Source organism: Pseudomonas sp. B21-047 (assembly GCF_024748775.1).
GTDB classification, from domain to species: Bacteria; Pseudomonadota; Gammaproteobacteria; order Pseudomonadales; family Pseudomonadaceae; genus Aquipseudomonas; species Aquipseudomonas capeferrum.
In genome coordinates this window covers 1202418-1217204 of record NZ_CP087169.1, presented here as the reverse complement: position 1 = coordinate 1217204, position 14787 = coordinate 1202418, and the positions used below count along the sequence as shown (strand labels likewise).

17 protein-coding genes are annotated in these 14787 nt (G+C 63.7%); 6 read left to right on the top strand and 11 right to left on the bottom strand.

Going from position 1 to position 14787, the window contains the following annotated elements:
* Positions 1-120: 120 nt before the first annotated feature.
* Entirely contained in the window at positions 121-762 is a 642-nt protein-coding gene (locus LOY26_RS05585; protein ID WP_186654423.1) for a TetR/AcrR family transcriptional regulator, read from the top strand.
* A gap of 35 nt (positions 763-797) precedes the next feature.
* Here LOY26_RS05585 and LOY26_RS05580 read toward each other — a convergent pair whose 3' ends face one another.
* Complete coding sequence (locus LOY26_RS05580; protein WP_258714475.1) at positions 798-1574, bottom strand: class I SAM-dependent methyltransferase; 777 nt, start codon at positions 1572-1574, stop codon at positions 798-800.
* 103 nt (positions 1575-1677) lie between these two features.
* Between LOY26_RS05580 and LOY26_RS05575 the strand changes: the two genes are divergently transcribed.
* Positions 1678-2298, top strand: a complete 621-nt coding sequence (locus LOY26_RS05575; RefSeq protein ID WP_033700909.1) for a hypothetical protein — start codon at positions 1678-1680, stop codon at positions 2296-2298.
* Between the two features lie 12 nt (positions 2299-2310).
* On the opposite strand, the gene LOY26_RS05570 is transcribed toward LOY26_RS05575, so the two are convergent.
* From LOY26_RS05570 to ppc, 7 genes are all read right to left on the bottom strand, one after another.
* Positions 2311-3000 carry an extensin family protein gene (locus tag LOY26_RS05570; RefSeq protein ID WP_258714474.1) on the bottom strand — a complete coding sequence of 230 codons (690 nt, stop codon included), beginning with the start codon at positions 2998-3000 and terminating at the stop codon, positions 2311-2313.
* 6 nt (positions 3001-3006) lie between these two features.
* Complete coding sequence (locus LOY26_RS05565) at positions 3007-3837, bottom strand: oxaloacetate decarboxylase (RefSeq protein WP_186662965.1); 831 nt, start codon at positions 3835-3837, stop codon at positions 3007-3009.
* 28 nt (positions 3838-3865) lie between these two features.
* Positions 3866-4735, bottom strand: coding sequence for a DUF72 domain-containing protein (locus LOY26_RS05560; RefSeq protein WP_033700913.1), 870 nt, complete (start codon positions 4733-4735; stop codon positions 3866-3868).
* Between the two features lie 3 nt (positions 4736-4738).
* Entirely contained in the window at positions 4739-5035 is a 297-nt protein-coding gene (locus tag LOY26_RS05555) for a hypothetical protein (RefSeq protein ID WP_186654412.1), read from the bottom strand.
* Between the two features lie 131 nt (positions 5036-5166).
* Positions 5167-5841 carry a tRNA (adenosine(37)-N6)-threonylcarbamoyltransferase complex dimerization subunit type 1 TsaB gene (tsaB, locus tag LOY26_RS05550; RefSeq protein ID WP_033700915.1) on the bottom strand — a complete coding sequence of 225 codons (675 nt, stop codon included), beginning with the start codon at positions 5839-5841 and terminating at the stop codon, positions 5167-5169.
* Between the two features lie 86 nt (positions 5842-5927).
* The gene (adk, locus tag LOY26_RS05545; RefSeq protein WP_186654400.1) at positions 5928-6578 is read right to left on the bottom strand and encodes an adenylate kinase; all 651 of its coding nucleotides are present in this window, start codon (positions 6576-6578) and stop codon (positions 5928-5930) included.
* 257 nt (positions 6579-6835) lie between these two features.
* Entirely contained in the window at positions 6836-9463 is a 2628-nt protein-coding gene (ppc, locus tag LOY26_RS05540) for a phosphoenolpyruvate carboxylase (protein WP_258714473.1), read from the bottom strand.
* A 181-nt stretch (positions 9464-9644) separates the two neighbouring features.
* Between ppc and LOY26_RS05535 the strand changes: the two genes are divergently transcribed.
* The 4 genes from LOY26_RS05535 (at position 9645) to LOY26_RS05520 (ending at position 12120) form a co-directional block, all read left to right on the top strand.
* Positions 9645-9989: a pilin assembly protein gene (locus tag LOY26_RS05535; protein ID WP_186654394.1), complete on the top strand. Its 345-nt coding sequence runs from the start codon at positions 9645-9647 to the stop codon at positions 9987-9989.
* Positions 9990-10265: 276 nt separating this feature from the next.
* Positions 10266-10679 carry a DUF4398 domain-containing protein gene (locus LOY26_RS05530; RefSeq protein ID WP_186654392.1) on the top strand — a complete coding sequence of 138 codons (414 nt, stop codon included), beginning with the start codon at positions 10266-10268 and terminating at the stop codon, positions 10677-10679.
* A 50-nt stretch (positions 10680-10729) separates the two neighbouring features.
* The gene (locus tag LOY26_RS05525) at positions 10730-11518 is read left to right on the top strand and encodes an OmpA family protein (protein WP_033700919.1); all 789 of its coding nucleotides are present in this window, start codon (positions 10730-10732) and stop codon (positions 11516-11518) included.
* 317 nt (positions 11519-11835) lie between these two features.
* Positions 11836-12120, top strand: a complete 285-nt coding sequence (locus tag LOY26_RS05520) for a type II toxin-antitoxin system Phd/YefM family antitoxin (protein WP_258714472.1) — start codon at positions 11836-11838, stop codon at positions 12118-12120.
* Between the two features lie 153 nt (positions 12121-12273).
* Here LOY26_RS05520 and LOY26_RS05515 read toward each other — a convergent pair whose 3' ends face one another.
* From LOY26_RS05515 to LOY26_RS05505, 3 genes are read right to left on the bottom strand one after another with little or no spacing between them, the layout of a single operon-like run.
* Complete coding sequence (locus tag LOY26_RS05515; RefSeq protein ID WP_033700920.1) at positions 12274-12600, bottom strand: hypothetical protein; 327 nt, start codon at positions 12598-12600, stop codon at positions 12274-12276.
* A complete protein-coding gene (locus tag LOY26_RS05510; protein ID WP_047581562.1) occupies positions 12597-13520 on the bottom strand; it encodes an alpha/beta hydrolase in 924 nt (307 codons plus the stop codon). Before LOY26_RS05510 ends, LOY26_RS05515 begins: the two co-directional genes overlap by 4 nt.
* Complete coding sequence (locus tag LOY26_RS05505) at positions 13492-14769, bottom strand: flavohemoglobin expression-modulating QEGLA motif protein (protein ID WP_033700922.1); 1278 nt, start codon at positions 14767-14769, stop codon at positions 13492-13494. The genes LOY26_RS05510 and LOY26_RS05505 overlap by 29 nt, the downstream gene beginning before the upstream one ends.
* Between the last annotated feature and the right edge of the window lie 18 nt (positions 14770-14787).

The window sequence follows — 14787 nt, the reverse complement described above, 5'->3', positions numbered from 1 at the left end:
AAATCCCCCGCCAAACACCTCCCGCCCCAACACAACTGTCCAGTGACAGACAGCACGTATTGCATGGACACTTTCACCGAAAGGCGTCCGACCCGCTAAGATGGGCGACTCTTCAACAAGATGCAGACTCCAATGCCCAACGACGCACCCATCGGACCAGGCCGGCCCAAGGACCTGGCCAAACGCGAGGCGATCCTCGAAGCGGCCAAGACACTGTTCCTCAGCCTTGGCTATGCCAACACCAGCATGGATGCGGTCGCTGCGGCGGCAGGTGTTTCAAAACTCACGGTGTACAGCCACTTCACCGACAAGCAGACGCTGTTCTGCTCGGCGGTCATGGCCACCTGCCAGATCCAGCTACCGGACCTGCTGTTCGAGTACCCCGAGGGGGCACCGGTGGACGAGGTGCTGCTGACCATTGCCCGTAACTTCCAGGCGCTGATCAGCAGTGACGAAGCAGTTAAGCTCAGCCGCCTGATCATGGCCCAAGGCAGCCTGGACCCAAGCTTTGGCGAGTACTTCTACGAAGCTGGGCCCAAGCGCGTGCTGGCGGGAATGGAAGCGCTGCTGCGCGGGGCGGATGAGCGCGGGTTACTGCGCATCGACAACCCGTTGCGCGCGGCGGAGCACTTCTTCTGCCTGGTCAAGGGCGCACCGGATTATCGGTTGCTGCTCGGCTGCGCCGGGCCGCTGGAAGGGGATGAAGCCGAGGCGCATGTGCGGGAGGTGGTGGGGGTGTTCATACGCGCCTTCCACCCCTGATTGGCCGACAACACACGAATCGGCATGCATTCCGGTCAGGCCTTCAGGGCCTTCTTCGGGTAAATGTCATACCGGCTCGACTTGCCCTCCAGGCTGTGGCTTGGCTTCGGCCCGTCGATGATCGGCGCCTTGCGTGGCCGTTTCACCACCACCCGGTGGCTGGCAAGCGCCAAAGCGGCTTCTAGCAAGGCCGGGGCATCCAGGTCATCACCGACCAGTGGCCGGAATACGCGCATCTCCTTCTTCACCAGCGCGCTTTTGTCCCGGTGCGGGAACATCGGGTCGAGGTAGATCACCTGCGGCGGCTCCCCTTCCCAGGCACGCATGCGCTCGATGGCGTTGCCGGTCAGCAGGCACATGCGCCCAACGATCGGGCCCACCTCGTCATCCGCCCGCGCCCGCGCCAGGCCGTCTTCCAACAATGCGGCAATCAGCGGCTGGCGTTCGATCAGGGTCATCTGGCACCCCAGGCTGGCCAGCACAAATGCATCCTTGCCCAGCCCTGCCGTGGCATCGAGCACCTGCGGTCGTACACCCTGGGCGATGCCCACTGCCTTGGCGATCATCTGGCCGTTGCCACCGCCAAACTGGCGCCGATGCGCGGCCTGGCCTTCGACGAAGTCCACCCGCACCGGCCCAGGCGCCTGCGGGCCCAGTTGGTGGATCTGCAAGCCTTCAGCGCCCACCTGCACGGCGAAACCCGCGGCATCGTCCTGCAGCGGCAGGCCCAGGCGCTCGGCCCACGCCGTAGCCTGTTGCGCATACTCTGCCGACATCGCTTCGACCCTGATACCCGTGCCTTGCTCTTCCATCGTCCACACCTAAAAAATCAAACCACGCCCTTATGAATCGGCAACCACGGCCGATACAGGCAATATCCCGCTATTCTGCCAGAGCACAACGCGCGCGACTGCCATGACAGATACTCTTCCCATCGGTTTGACCTACCTGTCGCCTGTCGGCCACTACGGTCAACAGAATACCCAGACACTCGGGGGCGTCAGCCACCTGTGGCAGGATTTCTTTGCCCGCGCCATGGCCGAGCAACAGGCAGAGGAAGCGGACAGCGTCAGCCAGTCGTTCGTCCAGTACGATCAGCACAGCGGCGAGCCGGTCGGCGGTGCCAGGGCGCTGGCGCTGATCGATGCCCAGCGTGCGCTGCCGGTGCACGACACCGAAATCGCACCGCCCGAGCCACTGTTCCTGCCCAAGGCCGAACTGGAAGCTAACCTGCTGGAGCCCGCCGCCGAGCCGTTCAGCGCCATCGAGCTGATAGAGCAGCAGCGTGAACTCGACCTGAGCAACAGCTGGTTGCGCCCGGTGGTCATGAGCCAGGGTCACCCGCTTGCCGAGCCCGGCCCAGGCCCCTCCCCGCGCCCGCTGTTCCTGCCTATCGCCGAGTTCGAGACGAACCTGCTGGACCCGGCCCCCGAGCCTTTCGACGAAACCACGCTGGCCAAGCAGCAGAATGACCTGGCGTTCGACATCCACTGGGCGCGCCCGGTGGTGCTGAACAACGTTCGCGTTCACGCCTGAGGTTGCGCAAGCTCAGCGGCAGATCTGCCAGCGGCCCATATCGAGGTGGAAGTGATTGTGGTGCGCGGCGTTGTAGTCTGGCCCCAGCACGGTACTGAAGCGTTCACAGGCCACCTGCTGCACCTGACGTAGGAAATCAGCTTTCTGCCCCCCCGCTTGCCAGTCCCGAGCCAGTACGATGCGCTGCCCGTCCTGCAAGCGAAAACCACTGATGTCCAGGGCATTGGCGGTGGCGTGCTGACTGAGCCGGCCTTGTTTGCGGTGATAGACATTGCGGCAGGCAAAACTGCCCAGGTGGTCGACCTGCGTCACCCGCTGCCCCAATACCCGCTGCGCCACCGGTTGCAGCCCATGCTGCTCGAACAGCGCGTAAGCCACCGCCAACGGGCAACTGGCCAGGAAGCTGCTGCTGAGCCGCGCCTGACCGCCCTCGATGCGCCATACGTTGCGCAGCGGGCAATTGGCCGAGGCCGGGCTGTCGGCTTGCCCCCGGTACCGCAGATCGCTGGTTTCCAGTGCCTGACGGCATAGCGCGGGGTCATCGCGCAGGCGCGACAGCTTGAAGGTGGTGAGCAGGTTCGGCGGCTGGCGCACGTCCAGCGGCGCCCAGGGGTTCCAGGCAGCCGGCAGGCGCCAGTCAAAATGCCAGGCCAGGCCTGCCAGCAGTGACAGGCCCAGCAACAGTACCAGCAAGGCACGCATGGCGATTCAGCGGCGGAACAGGTCGTTGAGCTGGGCAAAGGGCAGCGCCTGTTCACCGTAGCCGAACGTACCCTCGTCACGAATCTCCAACGCGGCCCGGTGGAAAGCCCCCAGCGCCGCACGGGCCAGCGACGAGCCGACACTGATGCGGCGCACCCCAAGGTCTTGCAACTGGTTGACGCTCAGGGTCACGCCCGCCAGCCCCATCAGCACATTGACCGGCTTGGGCGCCACCGCCTGCACCACCGCGCGAATTTCTTCGACGGTGCGCAGCCCTGGCGCGTAGAGCACATCGGCCCCGGCCTCGGCATAAGCTTGCAGGCGCAGGATGGTGTCATCCAGGTCCAGGCGCCCGTGCAGCAGGTTTTCTGCCCGGGCGCACAGGGTGAACGGAAACGGCAGGCTACGCGCTGCCTGAACCGCCGCGCGGACGCGTTCCACAGCCAGGCCATGGTCATAGATAGGGGCTTCACTGCGCCCGCTGGCGTCTTCGATGGAACCCCCTACAAGACCCGCCTCGGCGGCCCGCAGGATGCTCTGTGCGCAGTCTTCGGGCAGGTCGCCGAAGCCGTTCTCCAGGTCGGCGGCTACCGGCAAGGCCGTGGCATCGACAATAGCCCCGGCGTTATCCAGGGTTTCGTCCAGGCTCAAGGCACCTTCGGCATCCGGTCGGCCCAGGCTGAACGCCAGGCCCGCGCTGGTCGTGGCCAGCGCCTCGAAGCCCAGGCTGGCGAGCAGCTTGGCGGAGCCGGCATCCCACGGGTTGGGGATGACGAAGGCCCTGTCGCGTTCGTGCAGTGCCTTGAAGGCTTCGGCTCGCAGGGTTTGCACATCCATGGTCTCAACCTCAGGCAGTCAGGAGTGGTCAGAGTAGTCCCAGTTGTTCGACCTCAGGGGCGCGTGGCAATTCCGGCAAAGGTGCAAGGCCAGGCAGGCGCTGCATCAGACGTTGATGAAAACGCTGGGCCAACGCCGCGGCCAGGCGGTTATCCGAGGTGTGCAGGAAGATGTAGGGGCTACGACCTTCCTCGACCCAACTGGCCACCTTGGCCACCCAGGGCGTCAGGAAGGCTTCGTTGGCTTCAAGCTGCGGATGGCCAATAAAACGTACCTGCGGATGCTGGCTGAAGGCGGCCGGGCGTGGCGGCACCTTGGGTTTCTTGGCCTGGGCATGCAGCACGGCGGGCTCGCGCGAGGTGCAACTGAACAACGCCCGCGGGTCGAGGCAGATGCGCTCGACACCACGCTCGAGCAACAGCCGGTTGAGCTGCCGCTCCTCTTCACCGCGCGCAAAAAAAGCCTCGTTGCGCACTTCGACGGCCAACGGCACACCCACTTGATCCAGAAAATGGCTCAACTCTGCCAGGCGCGAAGGCCCGAATAACGCAGGCAACTGCAGCCAGTAAGGCGATACCCGTTCACCCAGCGGTGCCATCAAACGGGTGAAGGCAGCGGCCGCGTCCAGCTGATCGCGCAGGTCTCCCCCATGGCTGACCTCGCGGGGGAATTTGGCGGTGAAACGAAAGTGCGCCGGCATCGTCTGCGCCCAGCGTGCCACGGTGGCGGGTGCGGGGCTGGCGTAGAAGGTGGTATTGCCTTCGACCGCGTTGAACACCTGGCTGTACAGGCCAAGGTACTCAGCGGCTCGGGCATCGGCGGGGTACAGGTAGTCGCGCCAGGCGTTTTCGCTCCATGACGGACAACCCAGAAAATAAGGCAGAAGAGAAGGAATCATCCCTCAAATGTACAGGTCGAGCCCCAGTACTTCCATGTCCCAATCGGTAAAACCGGCCGTGCTCAGGTAGCTCGCCAACGCAGTGGCGGTACGCCGGTCACGGGCGCGAGGGAAGATCATGTCTTGCTGACGGGCTGGCAGGCCACCGCTGCGACGGCGAACGGCCGCCTCCTGGGCCAGCTCACCCTGCTCGCCGCTGTCGATGATGTCGGCATCTTCGATGGCCTCATCGCGCACCGACGCTTTGCGCGGTGTGCGCTTGATCGGGTAGGACTGCGATGAGAAACCGTCGATACGCATGGCGTGAACACTCAGAACCGATGATGGCAATTTAGCAGCATCAGAGTTACGTCGCTAATGCTTGAGTGATAACTGGACCACAGTTCGCGAGAAAGGTTTTAGCGTCATCGGCGATAACCGACGAACAACACTCAGCGCTTCTTGGGTGTCGCTACATTATCGCGCAAGTACACAGGTTGCGCCTGCTCGGCGCCGATCGCTTCGCCGCGCGCCCAGGCAAAGCTGGCCAGGCTGAGGATATCCAGGGCATTGGGCAACGCCGCCGCATTGCTGGCGGCGACGTGCACAGCCAGGCGCTCGGCATAGCCCCAACCGGTACCGGCACCGAACCACTCGGCGGTGCTGGCGTCGGGCAGCGCCACGCGCTCGGGCGGCAGTACCGCTTCCTGGCCGACCAGGCGCATTTCGCCAGCGCTGGCCTGGTAGCAGCCCCAGTACACCTCGTCCATGCGCGCATCGATGGCGGCCGCCACGTGCTGCGCACCCTGCTCGCGCAACGCACCTTGCGCCAGCGCGGCCAGGTTGGACACCGGCAGCACCGGGCGCTCGAGGGCGAACGCCAGGCCCTGGACCACACCGATGGCGATCCGCACGCCGGTGAAGGCCCCCGGGCCACGGCCGAACGCGATGGCGTCCAGCGCATTCAAGGCCACACCCGAGTCAGCCAGCAGCTGTTTGATCATCGGCAGCAACTTCTGCGCGTGCTGACGTGGGATCACCTCGTAATGGCTGGTTACCTTGCCGTCATGCAACAAGGCGACGGAACAGGCTTCGGTGGCGGTATCCAGGGCCAGCAGGGTGGTCATCGAACGGGTTTCCAGGTGCAGGGAAAAGAGCGCCAGTATAAACGACAACGGCCCGCAAGCGGGCCGTTGTGATGCAAGGCGATGGATCAGCTCAGGGCTGCCAGTACCTTGGCGGTGATGGCGTCGACCGAACCGACACCTTCGATGTGGCTGTACTTCGGCTTGCCAGCATTTGCAGCCGACAGCTTCTGGTAGAACTCGACCAGCGGCTTGGTCTGGGTGTGGTAGACCGACAGGCGATGACGCACGGTTTCTTCCTTGTCGTCGTCGCGCTGGATCAGGTCTTCGCCGGTCTCGTCGTCCTTGCCTGCCACTTTCGGCGGGTTGTACTGAATGTGGTAGGTGCGGCCCGAGGCCAGGTGCACACGGCGACCGGCCATACGGCCAACGATTTCTTCATCGTCAACGGCGATTTCGACCACGGCGTCGATGTCGACACCGGCGGCGACCATGGCTTCGGCTTGCGGAATGGTCCGTGGGAAGCCGTCGAACAGGCAGCCGTTGGCGCAATCCGGCTGGGCGATGCGCTCCTTTACCAGGCTGATGATCAGATCGTCGGAGACCAGCTGGCCGGCATCCATGACTTTCTTCAGTTCCAGGCCCAGCGGGGTACCGGCCTTGACGGCGGCACGCAGCATGTCACCGGTGGAGATCTGTGGAATACCGAACTTCTCGGTGATGAACTTTGCCTGAGTACCTTTACCGGCCCCGGGAGCTCCCAGCAGAATTACGCGCATCTCGTGCTCCTCAAATTTTTTTATGAAATTCAATGGATTCGGCAACCAGGGCCAAGTCCGGAAAATCGGGTATGACCATAAATCGGTCAGAAGGCTGCTCAAGATACACAGCGCCCGGCAGCCAGACAAGCGTCCCAAAGTTGCAGGAATGCGCCACTTGCGACCTGCCCGGCAAGCGGTTGCGCTCGGCGCAACCGCCCTCCCCATTCCTGATGGCCTCCCTCCTCACACCTGCGCCTGGCAAACCAGACGCGGCCTCAGCCGGTGTTGCGCAGGCCCGCGGCGATGCCCGCCACGGTGACCAGCAAGGCCTGCTCCAGCGGGCTGTCCAGAGCGGCTTCGCGCCTGCGCGAACGCGCCAGCAGCTCGGCCTGAAGGCGGTGCAGCGGGTCCAGGTAAGTGTTGCGCAGGCTGATGAATTCCAGGGTTTCGGGGCTGTGCGCCAGTAGCACCGGCTGCCCGGTCAAGCCCAGTACCACCTGGCAGGACTGCGACAATAGGTCGCGCAGGTGCACACCTAAAGGAAGCAGGTCCGGTTGCACCAGACGTTCGTCGTAGGCCTCGGCGATTTGAGCATCGGCCTTGGCCAACACCATCTCCAGCATGTCGATACGGGTGCGGAAGAACGGCCATTGTTCGCGCATCTGCGCCAACAGTTCGCCCTGGCCGCGTTGCAAGGCATTGTTCAAGGCGGTTTCCCAGCCCAGCCAGGCTGGCAGCATCAGGCGCGTCTGGGTCCAGCCGAAGATCCACGGGATGGCCCGCAGGCTCTCGATGCCGCCGGCGCGGCGCTTGGCCGGGCGGCTGCCCAAAGGCAGGCGCCCCAACTCCTGCTCCGGCGTCGACTGGCGGAAATACTCGACAAAATCGGGGTTGTCACGCACCACGCTGCGATACGCCTGCACCCCATCAGCAGCCAGTTGGTCCATCACCTCACGCCAGGCAGGCTGCGGCGGGGGTGGCGGTAACAAGGTGGCCTCCAGCACGGCCGCCAGGTACAGGTTGAGGTTTTGTTCGGCAATGCCAGGCAAACCGAACTTGAAGCGGATCATCTCGCCCTGCTCGGTGGTGCGGAACCGCCCAGCCACCGAGCCCGGTGGCTGCGACAGGATCGCCGCGTGCGCCGGGCCGCCGCCACGGCCAACGGTGCCGCCACGGCCGTGGAACAACAACAACTCGACTTGATGCTCGCGGCAGATGCGCACCAGGTTTTCCTGGGCCCGGTACTGTGCCCAGGCGGCTGCCGTGGTGCCGGCGTCCTTGGCGGAGTCGGAATAGCCGATCATCACTTCCTGCGGGCCGCGCAGGCCGGCGCGATAGCCCGGCAGGCCAAGCAGGCGCTGCATCACCGGGCCGGCGTTGTCCAAGTCGGCCAAGGTCTCGAACAGCGGTACCACGCGCATCGGGCGGGTCAGCCCGGCTTCCTTGAGCAGCAGTTGCACCGCCAGCACATCCGACGCGGCACCGGCCATGGAGATGACATAGGAGCCCAACGAAGCGGCCGGCGCCGCCGCAATCTCCCGGCAGGTGGCCAGCACCTCGGCGGTTTCCGCCTGGGGCTGGAAGTGCGCCGGCAGCAGCGGCCGGCGGTTTTTCAGTTCGGCCAGGAGGAACGCGATACGTTGCTCTTCATCCCACTCGGCGTAGCGCCCCAAGCCCAGGTAATCGGTGATCTCGGTCAGGGCATCGCGGTGCCGGGCAGCGTCCTGGCGCACGTCCAGGCGCCCCAGGTACAGGCCAAAGGTCACGGCACGGCGCAGGCAGTCGAGCAGCGGCCCTTCGGCGATCACGCCCATGCCGCATTCATGCAGCGATTGATAGCACAGCTCCAGCGGCGCGATCAGGTCGCGGTTGTCCACCAGCACTTCGGCACCGGCGGGCTGGCTGCTGGTCAAGGCGGCATGCGCCCAGGCGCGGGTCGCCCGCAGGCGCTCACGCAATTGCTTGAGCACGGCGCGGTAAGGTTCGGCGCTGTCGCCGACCCGCTCACGCAGCGCGCTGCTGGCGTGTTGCATGGACAATTCTGCAGCCAAGGCGTCGATATCGCGCAGGAACAGGTCGGCCGCCATCCAGCGCGCCAGCAACAGCACTTCGCGGGTGACTGCGGCCGTGACATTGGGGTTGCCGTCGCGGTCGCCGCCCATCCAGGAGGCGAAGCGGATCGGTGCGGCCTCCAGCGGCAGGCGCAGCCCGGTGGCATCGTGCAGCGCCTTGTCGACCTTGCGCAGGTGGTTGGGGATGGCCTGCCACAAGGAATGTTCGATCACCGCAAAGCCCCACTTGGCCTCGTCCACCGGGGTGGGCCGGGTACGGCGGATCTCTTCGGTGTGCCAGGCTTCGGCGATCAGCCGGCGCAGGCGCTCGCGCACCTGCTGGCGCTCGCCAGGGGTCAGGTCGCGATGGTCCTGGGCTGCCAACTGAGCGGCGATGGCATCGTACTTCTGGATCAAGGTGCGGCGCGCGACCTCGGTGGGGTGGGCCGTCAGCACCAGCTGGATATCGAGCTTGGCCAACTGCCGGGCCAAGGCGTCGTTGCCATGCCCGGCCTGCTTCAGGCGTGCCAGCAGCTCGGGCAGCACCCGCGCTTCGAATGGCTCTGGCTGGTCAGCATCGCGACGGCGGATCAACTGGTACTGCTCGGCCATGTTGGCCAGGTTGAGAAACTGGTTGAACGCCCGGGCCACTGGCAGCAAGTCTTCATCGGCCAGGTCCGCCAGGGTCGAGCTCAATTGCTCGCCAGCCACCCGGCGGTCGGCCTTGGCGCTGTGACGAATGGCTTCGATCTTCTGCAAAAACGCATCCCCGTGCTGCTGACGAATGGTTTCGCCGAGCAACTCCCCCAACACATGGACATCTTCACGCAAACGCACATCGATATCGGTCATTGGCCCTCTCTGTGGCGCAGCCTTGGCGCACTCGTTCAGGAAACAGCACTGGGCCAAGAGTGCCCACAGCCAAGCGTCGATGGCAAGCGCCCCAGCCAAGCCGCGATCGGCAAAGCAAACTAAAGTGCAAGCAGAGCACTCCGATGCAATGCAGCCTTTCGAGGCGTTGACAGAGGTCATCATGAAAATCCGTGAACTCGCCCAGCACTGGGAACAGAATGCCGCAGGTACCCTGAGCCGTACCGGCCATGTACTGCATCTGGACCTGGAGTCGGAGGCGCGCCTGGCCGCGCTGATCGACATGTACCCCAAACGTACCGCCGAAGAACTGCTCGGCGAATTGGTGGCGGCAGCCCTTGAGGAACTGGAAGCCAGCTTCCCTTATGTACAGGGGCGCCAGGTTATCGCCACCGATGAAGAAGGTGACCCACTGTTCGAAGACATCGGCCCTACCCCGCGTTTTCTGTCGTTGTCTCGCCGTCACCTGCAGGAACTCAGCAGCACTGCTGATGACAGCGAAACATAACCACCCCACCCCCTGTTTCCGGGCCTGCAAGGCCCGGAATACCGCCCATGGCGCTGAAAGTTCCAGGTAAACCTCACTGACCAATCAGTCAGAAAAAGTTATCCGTCAACGGCACTTTTTTCTGAACTATTCGAAAAACGCCCGAGTCCGAGCAAATAGCCATCACGCTAAAACCCTGCACACTGCCCTCGTGCACCGTTCAGCTGAAGTACACGGCAACTGTCAGGGAATAAGCGATGGACTGCTACGGACATCGTCGTTATCAGGAGTGATCCAATGGAGCTGACCACCATGAAGACCCGCACTTTCAAACCCTCATCCACTCATGTGCGCGGGTTCAAGCTGGCCGCGCTGGCCCTGGGCAGTAGCCTGGTCCTGGCCGGCTGTGCGGGCAACCCGCCCACCGAGCAGTATGCCGTTACCCAGTCCGCCGTGAACTCTGCCGTCAGTGCCGGCGGTACCGAGTTCGCCGCCGTTGAAATGAAAGCGGCCCAGGACAAGTTCAAGCAGGCTGAAATCGCCATGCATGACAAGAACTACGACGACGCCAAGCGTCTGGCCGAACAAGCCGAATGGGACGCCCGCCTCGCCGAACGCAAGGCTCAGGCGGCCAAGGCCCAGAAGGCCGTGCAGGATGCCCGCCAGGGCGTTCAGGACGTACGTGAGGAAGGCCTGCGCAGCGCTCAGTGAGCCCTGCCCGACTTCCCTTAGCCTTCGCACTCGATCAAAGGATGAACACTATGCGCAAACACGTCATGATTCCCGCCCTGCTGGCCCTGAGCGTCGGTCTTGCTGCCTGCTCGCACGACCCGAACGCCAACCTTGAGTCGGCCCGCACCAACTTCTCCGCGCTGCAGAGCGACCCGCAGTCGAGCAAGGTCGCGGCGCTGGAAACCAAGGATGCCCAGGACTGGCTGAACAAAGCCGACAAGGCCTACATGGATCGCGAGGACCAGAAAAAGGTCGACCAACTCGCCTATCTGACCAACCAGCGGGTCGAGGTCGCCAAGCAGACCATCGCCCTGCGCACCGCCGAAGGCGAACTGAAAAACGCCTCCGCCCAACGCGCCCAGGCCAAACTGGATGCCCGCGATGCGCAGATCGCCAAGCTGCAGGACAGCCTCAATGCCAAGCAGACCGACCGCGGTACGCTGGTCACCTTCGGCGACGTGCTGTTCGACTTCAACAAGGCCGTGCTCAAGAGCAACGCCTACCCCAACGTGACCAAACTGGCCCAGTTCCTTCAGGAAAACCCGGAGCGCAAGGTGATCGTAGAGGGCTACACCGACAGCGTCGGTTCGGCCAACTACAACCAGACCCTCTCCGAGCGCCGCGCCGCTGCCGTGCGCATGGCGCTGGTACGTGCAGGCGTAGACCCGGCACGCATCGTCGCTCAGGGCTATGGCAAGGAGTACCCGGTGGCTGACAACGGCAGCAACTCGGGCCGTGCACAGAACCGTCGGGTAGAGGTGACCATCTCCAACGACAACCAGCCGGTGGCACCGCGCTCGGTGAGCCAGGCGCAGTAAGGCTGGCTAGCTGCATATAAATCCCGCCCTGATGGCGTAATGCTGTTCACTTAAGTTCGCCGGGGGCCGCTCTGCGGCCCTTTCGCGGCACAAGGCCGCTCCTACAGTATCCGCGTGAGCCCCTGAATATTGGCTTACGCTGACGTTGTAGGAGCGGCCTTGTGCCGCGATGGGCTGCGCAGCAGCCCTAAGTGAACAGCATTACGCCCTGATGGCGGGGTTTTTATTTGCCCGCAAAGTTGAAAGCACCTTTAAAAGCACTTACCAAGGACCTAGAATAGTGTCATCAATAGCTTCATTCACGGGTTGATACAACTATGACATACCCGGTTCTAGCCGATCTGGCAGCATCCATCACAGACCTGAAAAAGGACCCAATGGGCACGATCCGTGAAGCTGCTGGTGAAACGGTGGTCATCCTCAATCGCAACGAGCCGGCGTTCTATGCGGTACCTCCAGAACGCTACGAAGCGATGATGGAATTGATCGACGACATGCAGTTGGCTGAGCTGGTACGCCAGCGACGTGGCGAGCCCACAGTGAAAGTAGATATCGATGAGCTCATCGCTGAAGCCGAAGGCAGAAAAAAAACACGGTCTTGAATTCAATATCCGGGCACAGAAAGAATTCAGAAAACTGGAAAGCCAATTGCAGATCCAGTTTGCGCGAAAACTCAAGGGATGTCGTTGCCGGCACCCGCACTTACGCGGCGGTTCGACGCCACAAAGGGCCGGTGCAGAAGCACAGATCGCAGCTCACTGCACCTGCTGCGGTGTGTCCTCACCCATGCAGCGCACCGCACGCTTGCGGTCGTCGACCAGCACGCCGGTCAGGCCTTTCTGTTGGGTATCGAACAGCACCAGCACACCGTCCACGCACTGGGCCACCTGTGGGGCCGGGTCGAGCGAGACTTTGTAATCCTCGCCTGGCAGGGTCTTGAGCATGGTGAAATCCTGCAGCAACAGGGCGTCTTCAGGCTTGGCGAAATGCAGGTAACCGTAGTACCAGAGGGCCCCCACCGTCACGATGATGCTGCCGACGCCGGTCAGGATCAGCGGGATGGCGTTGCGTTCTTCACTCATTGCTTGTTCTTCTCGTCAGGGTAATTGGGCACTTCGGCAAGCCGCCGTAGGCCGTTGAAATGACTCGGGTCGTCCAGAAAGCGCAGCATTACCTGGCGCCACACCGGGTCAGCGAAGGTCTGCACATGGCCGCCACGGGTCAGTTGCAGTACCCGCGGCGGTGGCGCGTGCTGGTACAGGCGGATGCCGTTGTCCATCGGCACCAGGTGGTCGTCGATACTGTGGAAGAACAGCTTCGGCGGGCCGTCCAGGCGCTCGACCGAACGGATCGCACTGTCACTGTCGGGCACCAGCCACGACAGCGGCACCTGCAACGGCCAGGTCATCCACGACGTACTCAGGGCAAACCGCCCGACCGCACGGTAGCTGGCCGGCACGCCATCGAACACCAGCGCGCTGAAGCGCTGGCGCTGTTCGGGGTGGGCCGCCAGGTAGTGGATGGCCATGGCGCCGCCCAGGCTCTGCCCCAGCAGCACCAGTGGCTTGCCCTTGACCTCGGGCGCCTGGTCCAGCCAGCCCATGGCCGCCGCAATGTCCTGGTAGACCTCCGGCAAACCCGGTTTGCCCTGAGACAGCCCATAACCCCGGTAGTCGACCATCAGTACCTGGTAGCCCTGCTCCGGCAGCCAGTAGCTGCCCCCCAGATGGCCGGCCAGGTTGCCGCCGTTGCCATGCAGGTGCAACACCGTGCCCTTGACCTCGACACCGGCCTTGGCCGGCAGCCACCAGCCATGCAGGCGCAAACCGTCGGCGGTGGTCAGAGTAACGTCACGGTATTCCAGCTTGGCCCGTTCCGGCGTGAACGGTTGGCCCGGCTCGGGGTAGAACAGCAGGCTGCTGCACCCGCTCAGGCCCAGCAGGAGCACACCGAGTACCAGCAGGCGGCAGCGCTCAGAGAATGTTCGCGTAGTCGGCTTCAATGCGATCCAGGCTCAGGTGGTTGAGGAAGTTGGAGAAGCACATCCAGGCCGACAGCGCGTTGAGGTCACGGAACTGTTCGGGCAAGTACTTGGGCGGTTCCACCAGCCCTTCCTCGACCAGTTGGCGCAGGGTGCGCATGTCTTCCAGGGTGGTCTTGCCACAGAACAGCAGCGGGATCTGCTCGAGCTTGCCCTTCTTCACGGCCAACTGAATGTAGTTGTAAACCATGATGAAGCCCTTGAGGTAGGACAAGTCCTTGGTGAATGGCAGCCCATTGGGCACCGAGCCGCGGAACACCCGGCTGGCGTTGCTGTAGCTCTGCGCCATTTCAAAGCCCTGGGCGCGGAAAAACTCGAATACCTGGAGGAAATCGGCGCCTTCCTCGACCATGTGGATGGCGCGCGTGCGGTTGGTGAGCTTGCGCAGGCGGCTGGGGTAAGAGGCGAAGGCAATCACCTCCATGAGAATCGCCAGCCCTTCCTGGGTCACCGTCGACGAGGGTGGCCCTTTGGCCAGGAAGGTGCAGATCGGCTGGTTGAGGCCGTTGAGCGTGGTGCCGACATGCACCAGCCCCTCGTGCACCTCCAGCGCACGCACGTCGCGGCTGTTGAACATGGCGTCGGCGCGCACCTTGATGTAGTCGGCCCCCGCCGCTGCGTCGGCGACGATGCCGTCGGACTCGAACACACGGATAGTTTCTTCGGCCTCGCCGAACACCTTGTTCAGGCGGCGCTGGAGGATGTCCACGGCCTCCTTGGCGGTCAGGTTCTTCGGCTCGTCCTTGAGGTCGCCACGGCCATCGATGTTGTTCAGGTAGTCCGAAAGCATCAGGCCCAGGTCGGCCAGGGTCGGGTCACCGGCATGGAAGGCGTCGGAGGCGGCGCCGTAGAGCTCCTGCGAGATTAGCCCGAAGTCTTCGGTGCCACGCGCCTCGAGCATGCGCACCACCATGCGGTACTCCTTGCACATGCGCCGCATGATCTGCCCGACCGGGTTGAACTGGCCCAGCCGGCGGGTGATGTCGCGCTCGATGCTCTGGAATTCGGCCTTGACCGCACTGGAGTCGAACGACAACGGGCGCGACTGGTAATAGGCGCGGTCTACGGCAGGTGGCTCTTTGCCCTTGGCCTTGAGGAAGCCGTGGCGGATGTTGTCGTCCCACTTCACCGCGTCGAGCACACGAATGGGGGTCTGCGCCGCGACGATGCGGTCGGACAGTGCACGGATGGTCTGTTGGTACTCGTCCACTGAGGACTCCTTGCTAGA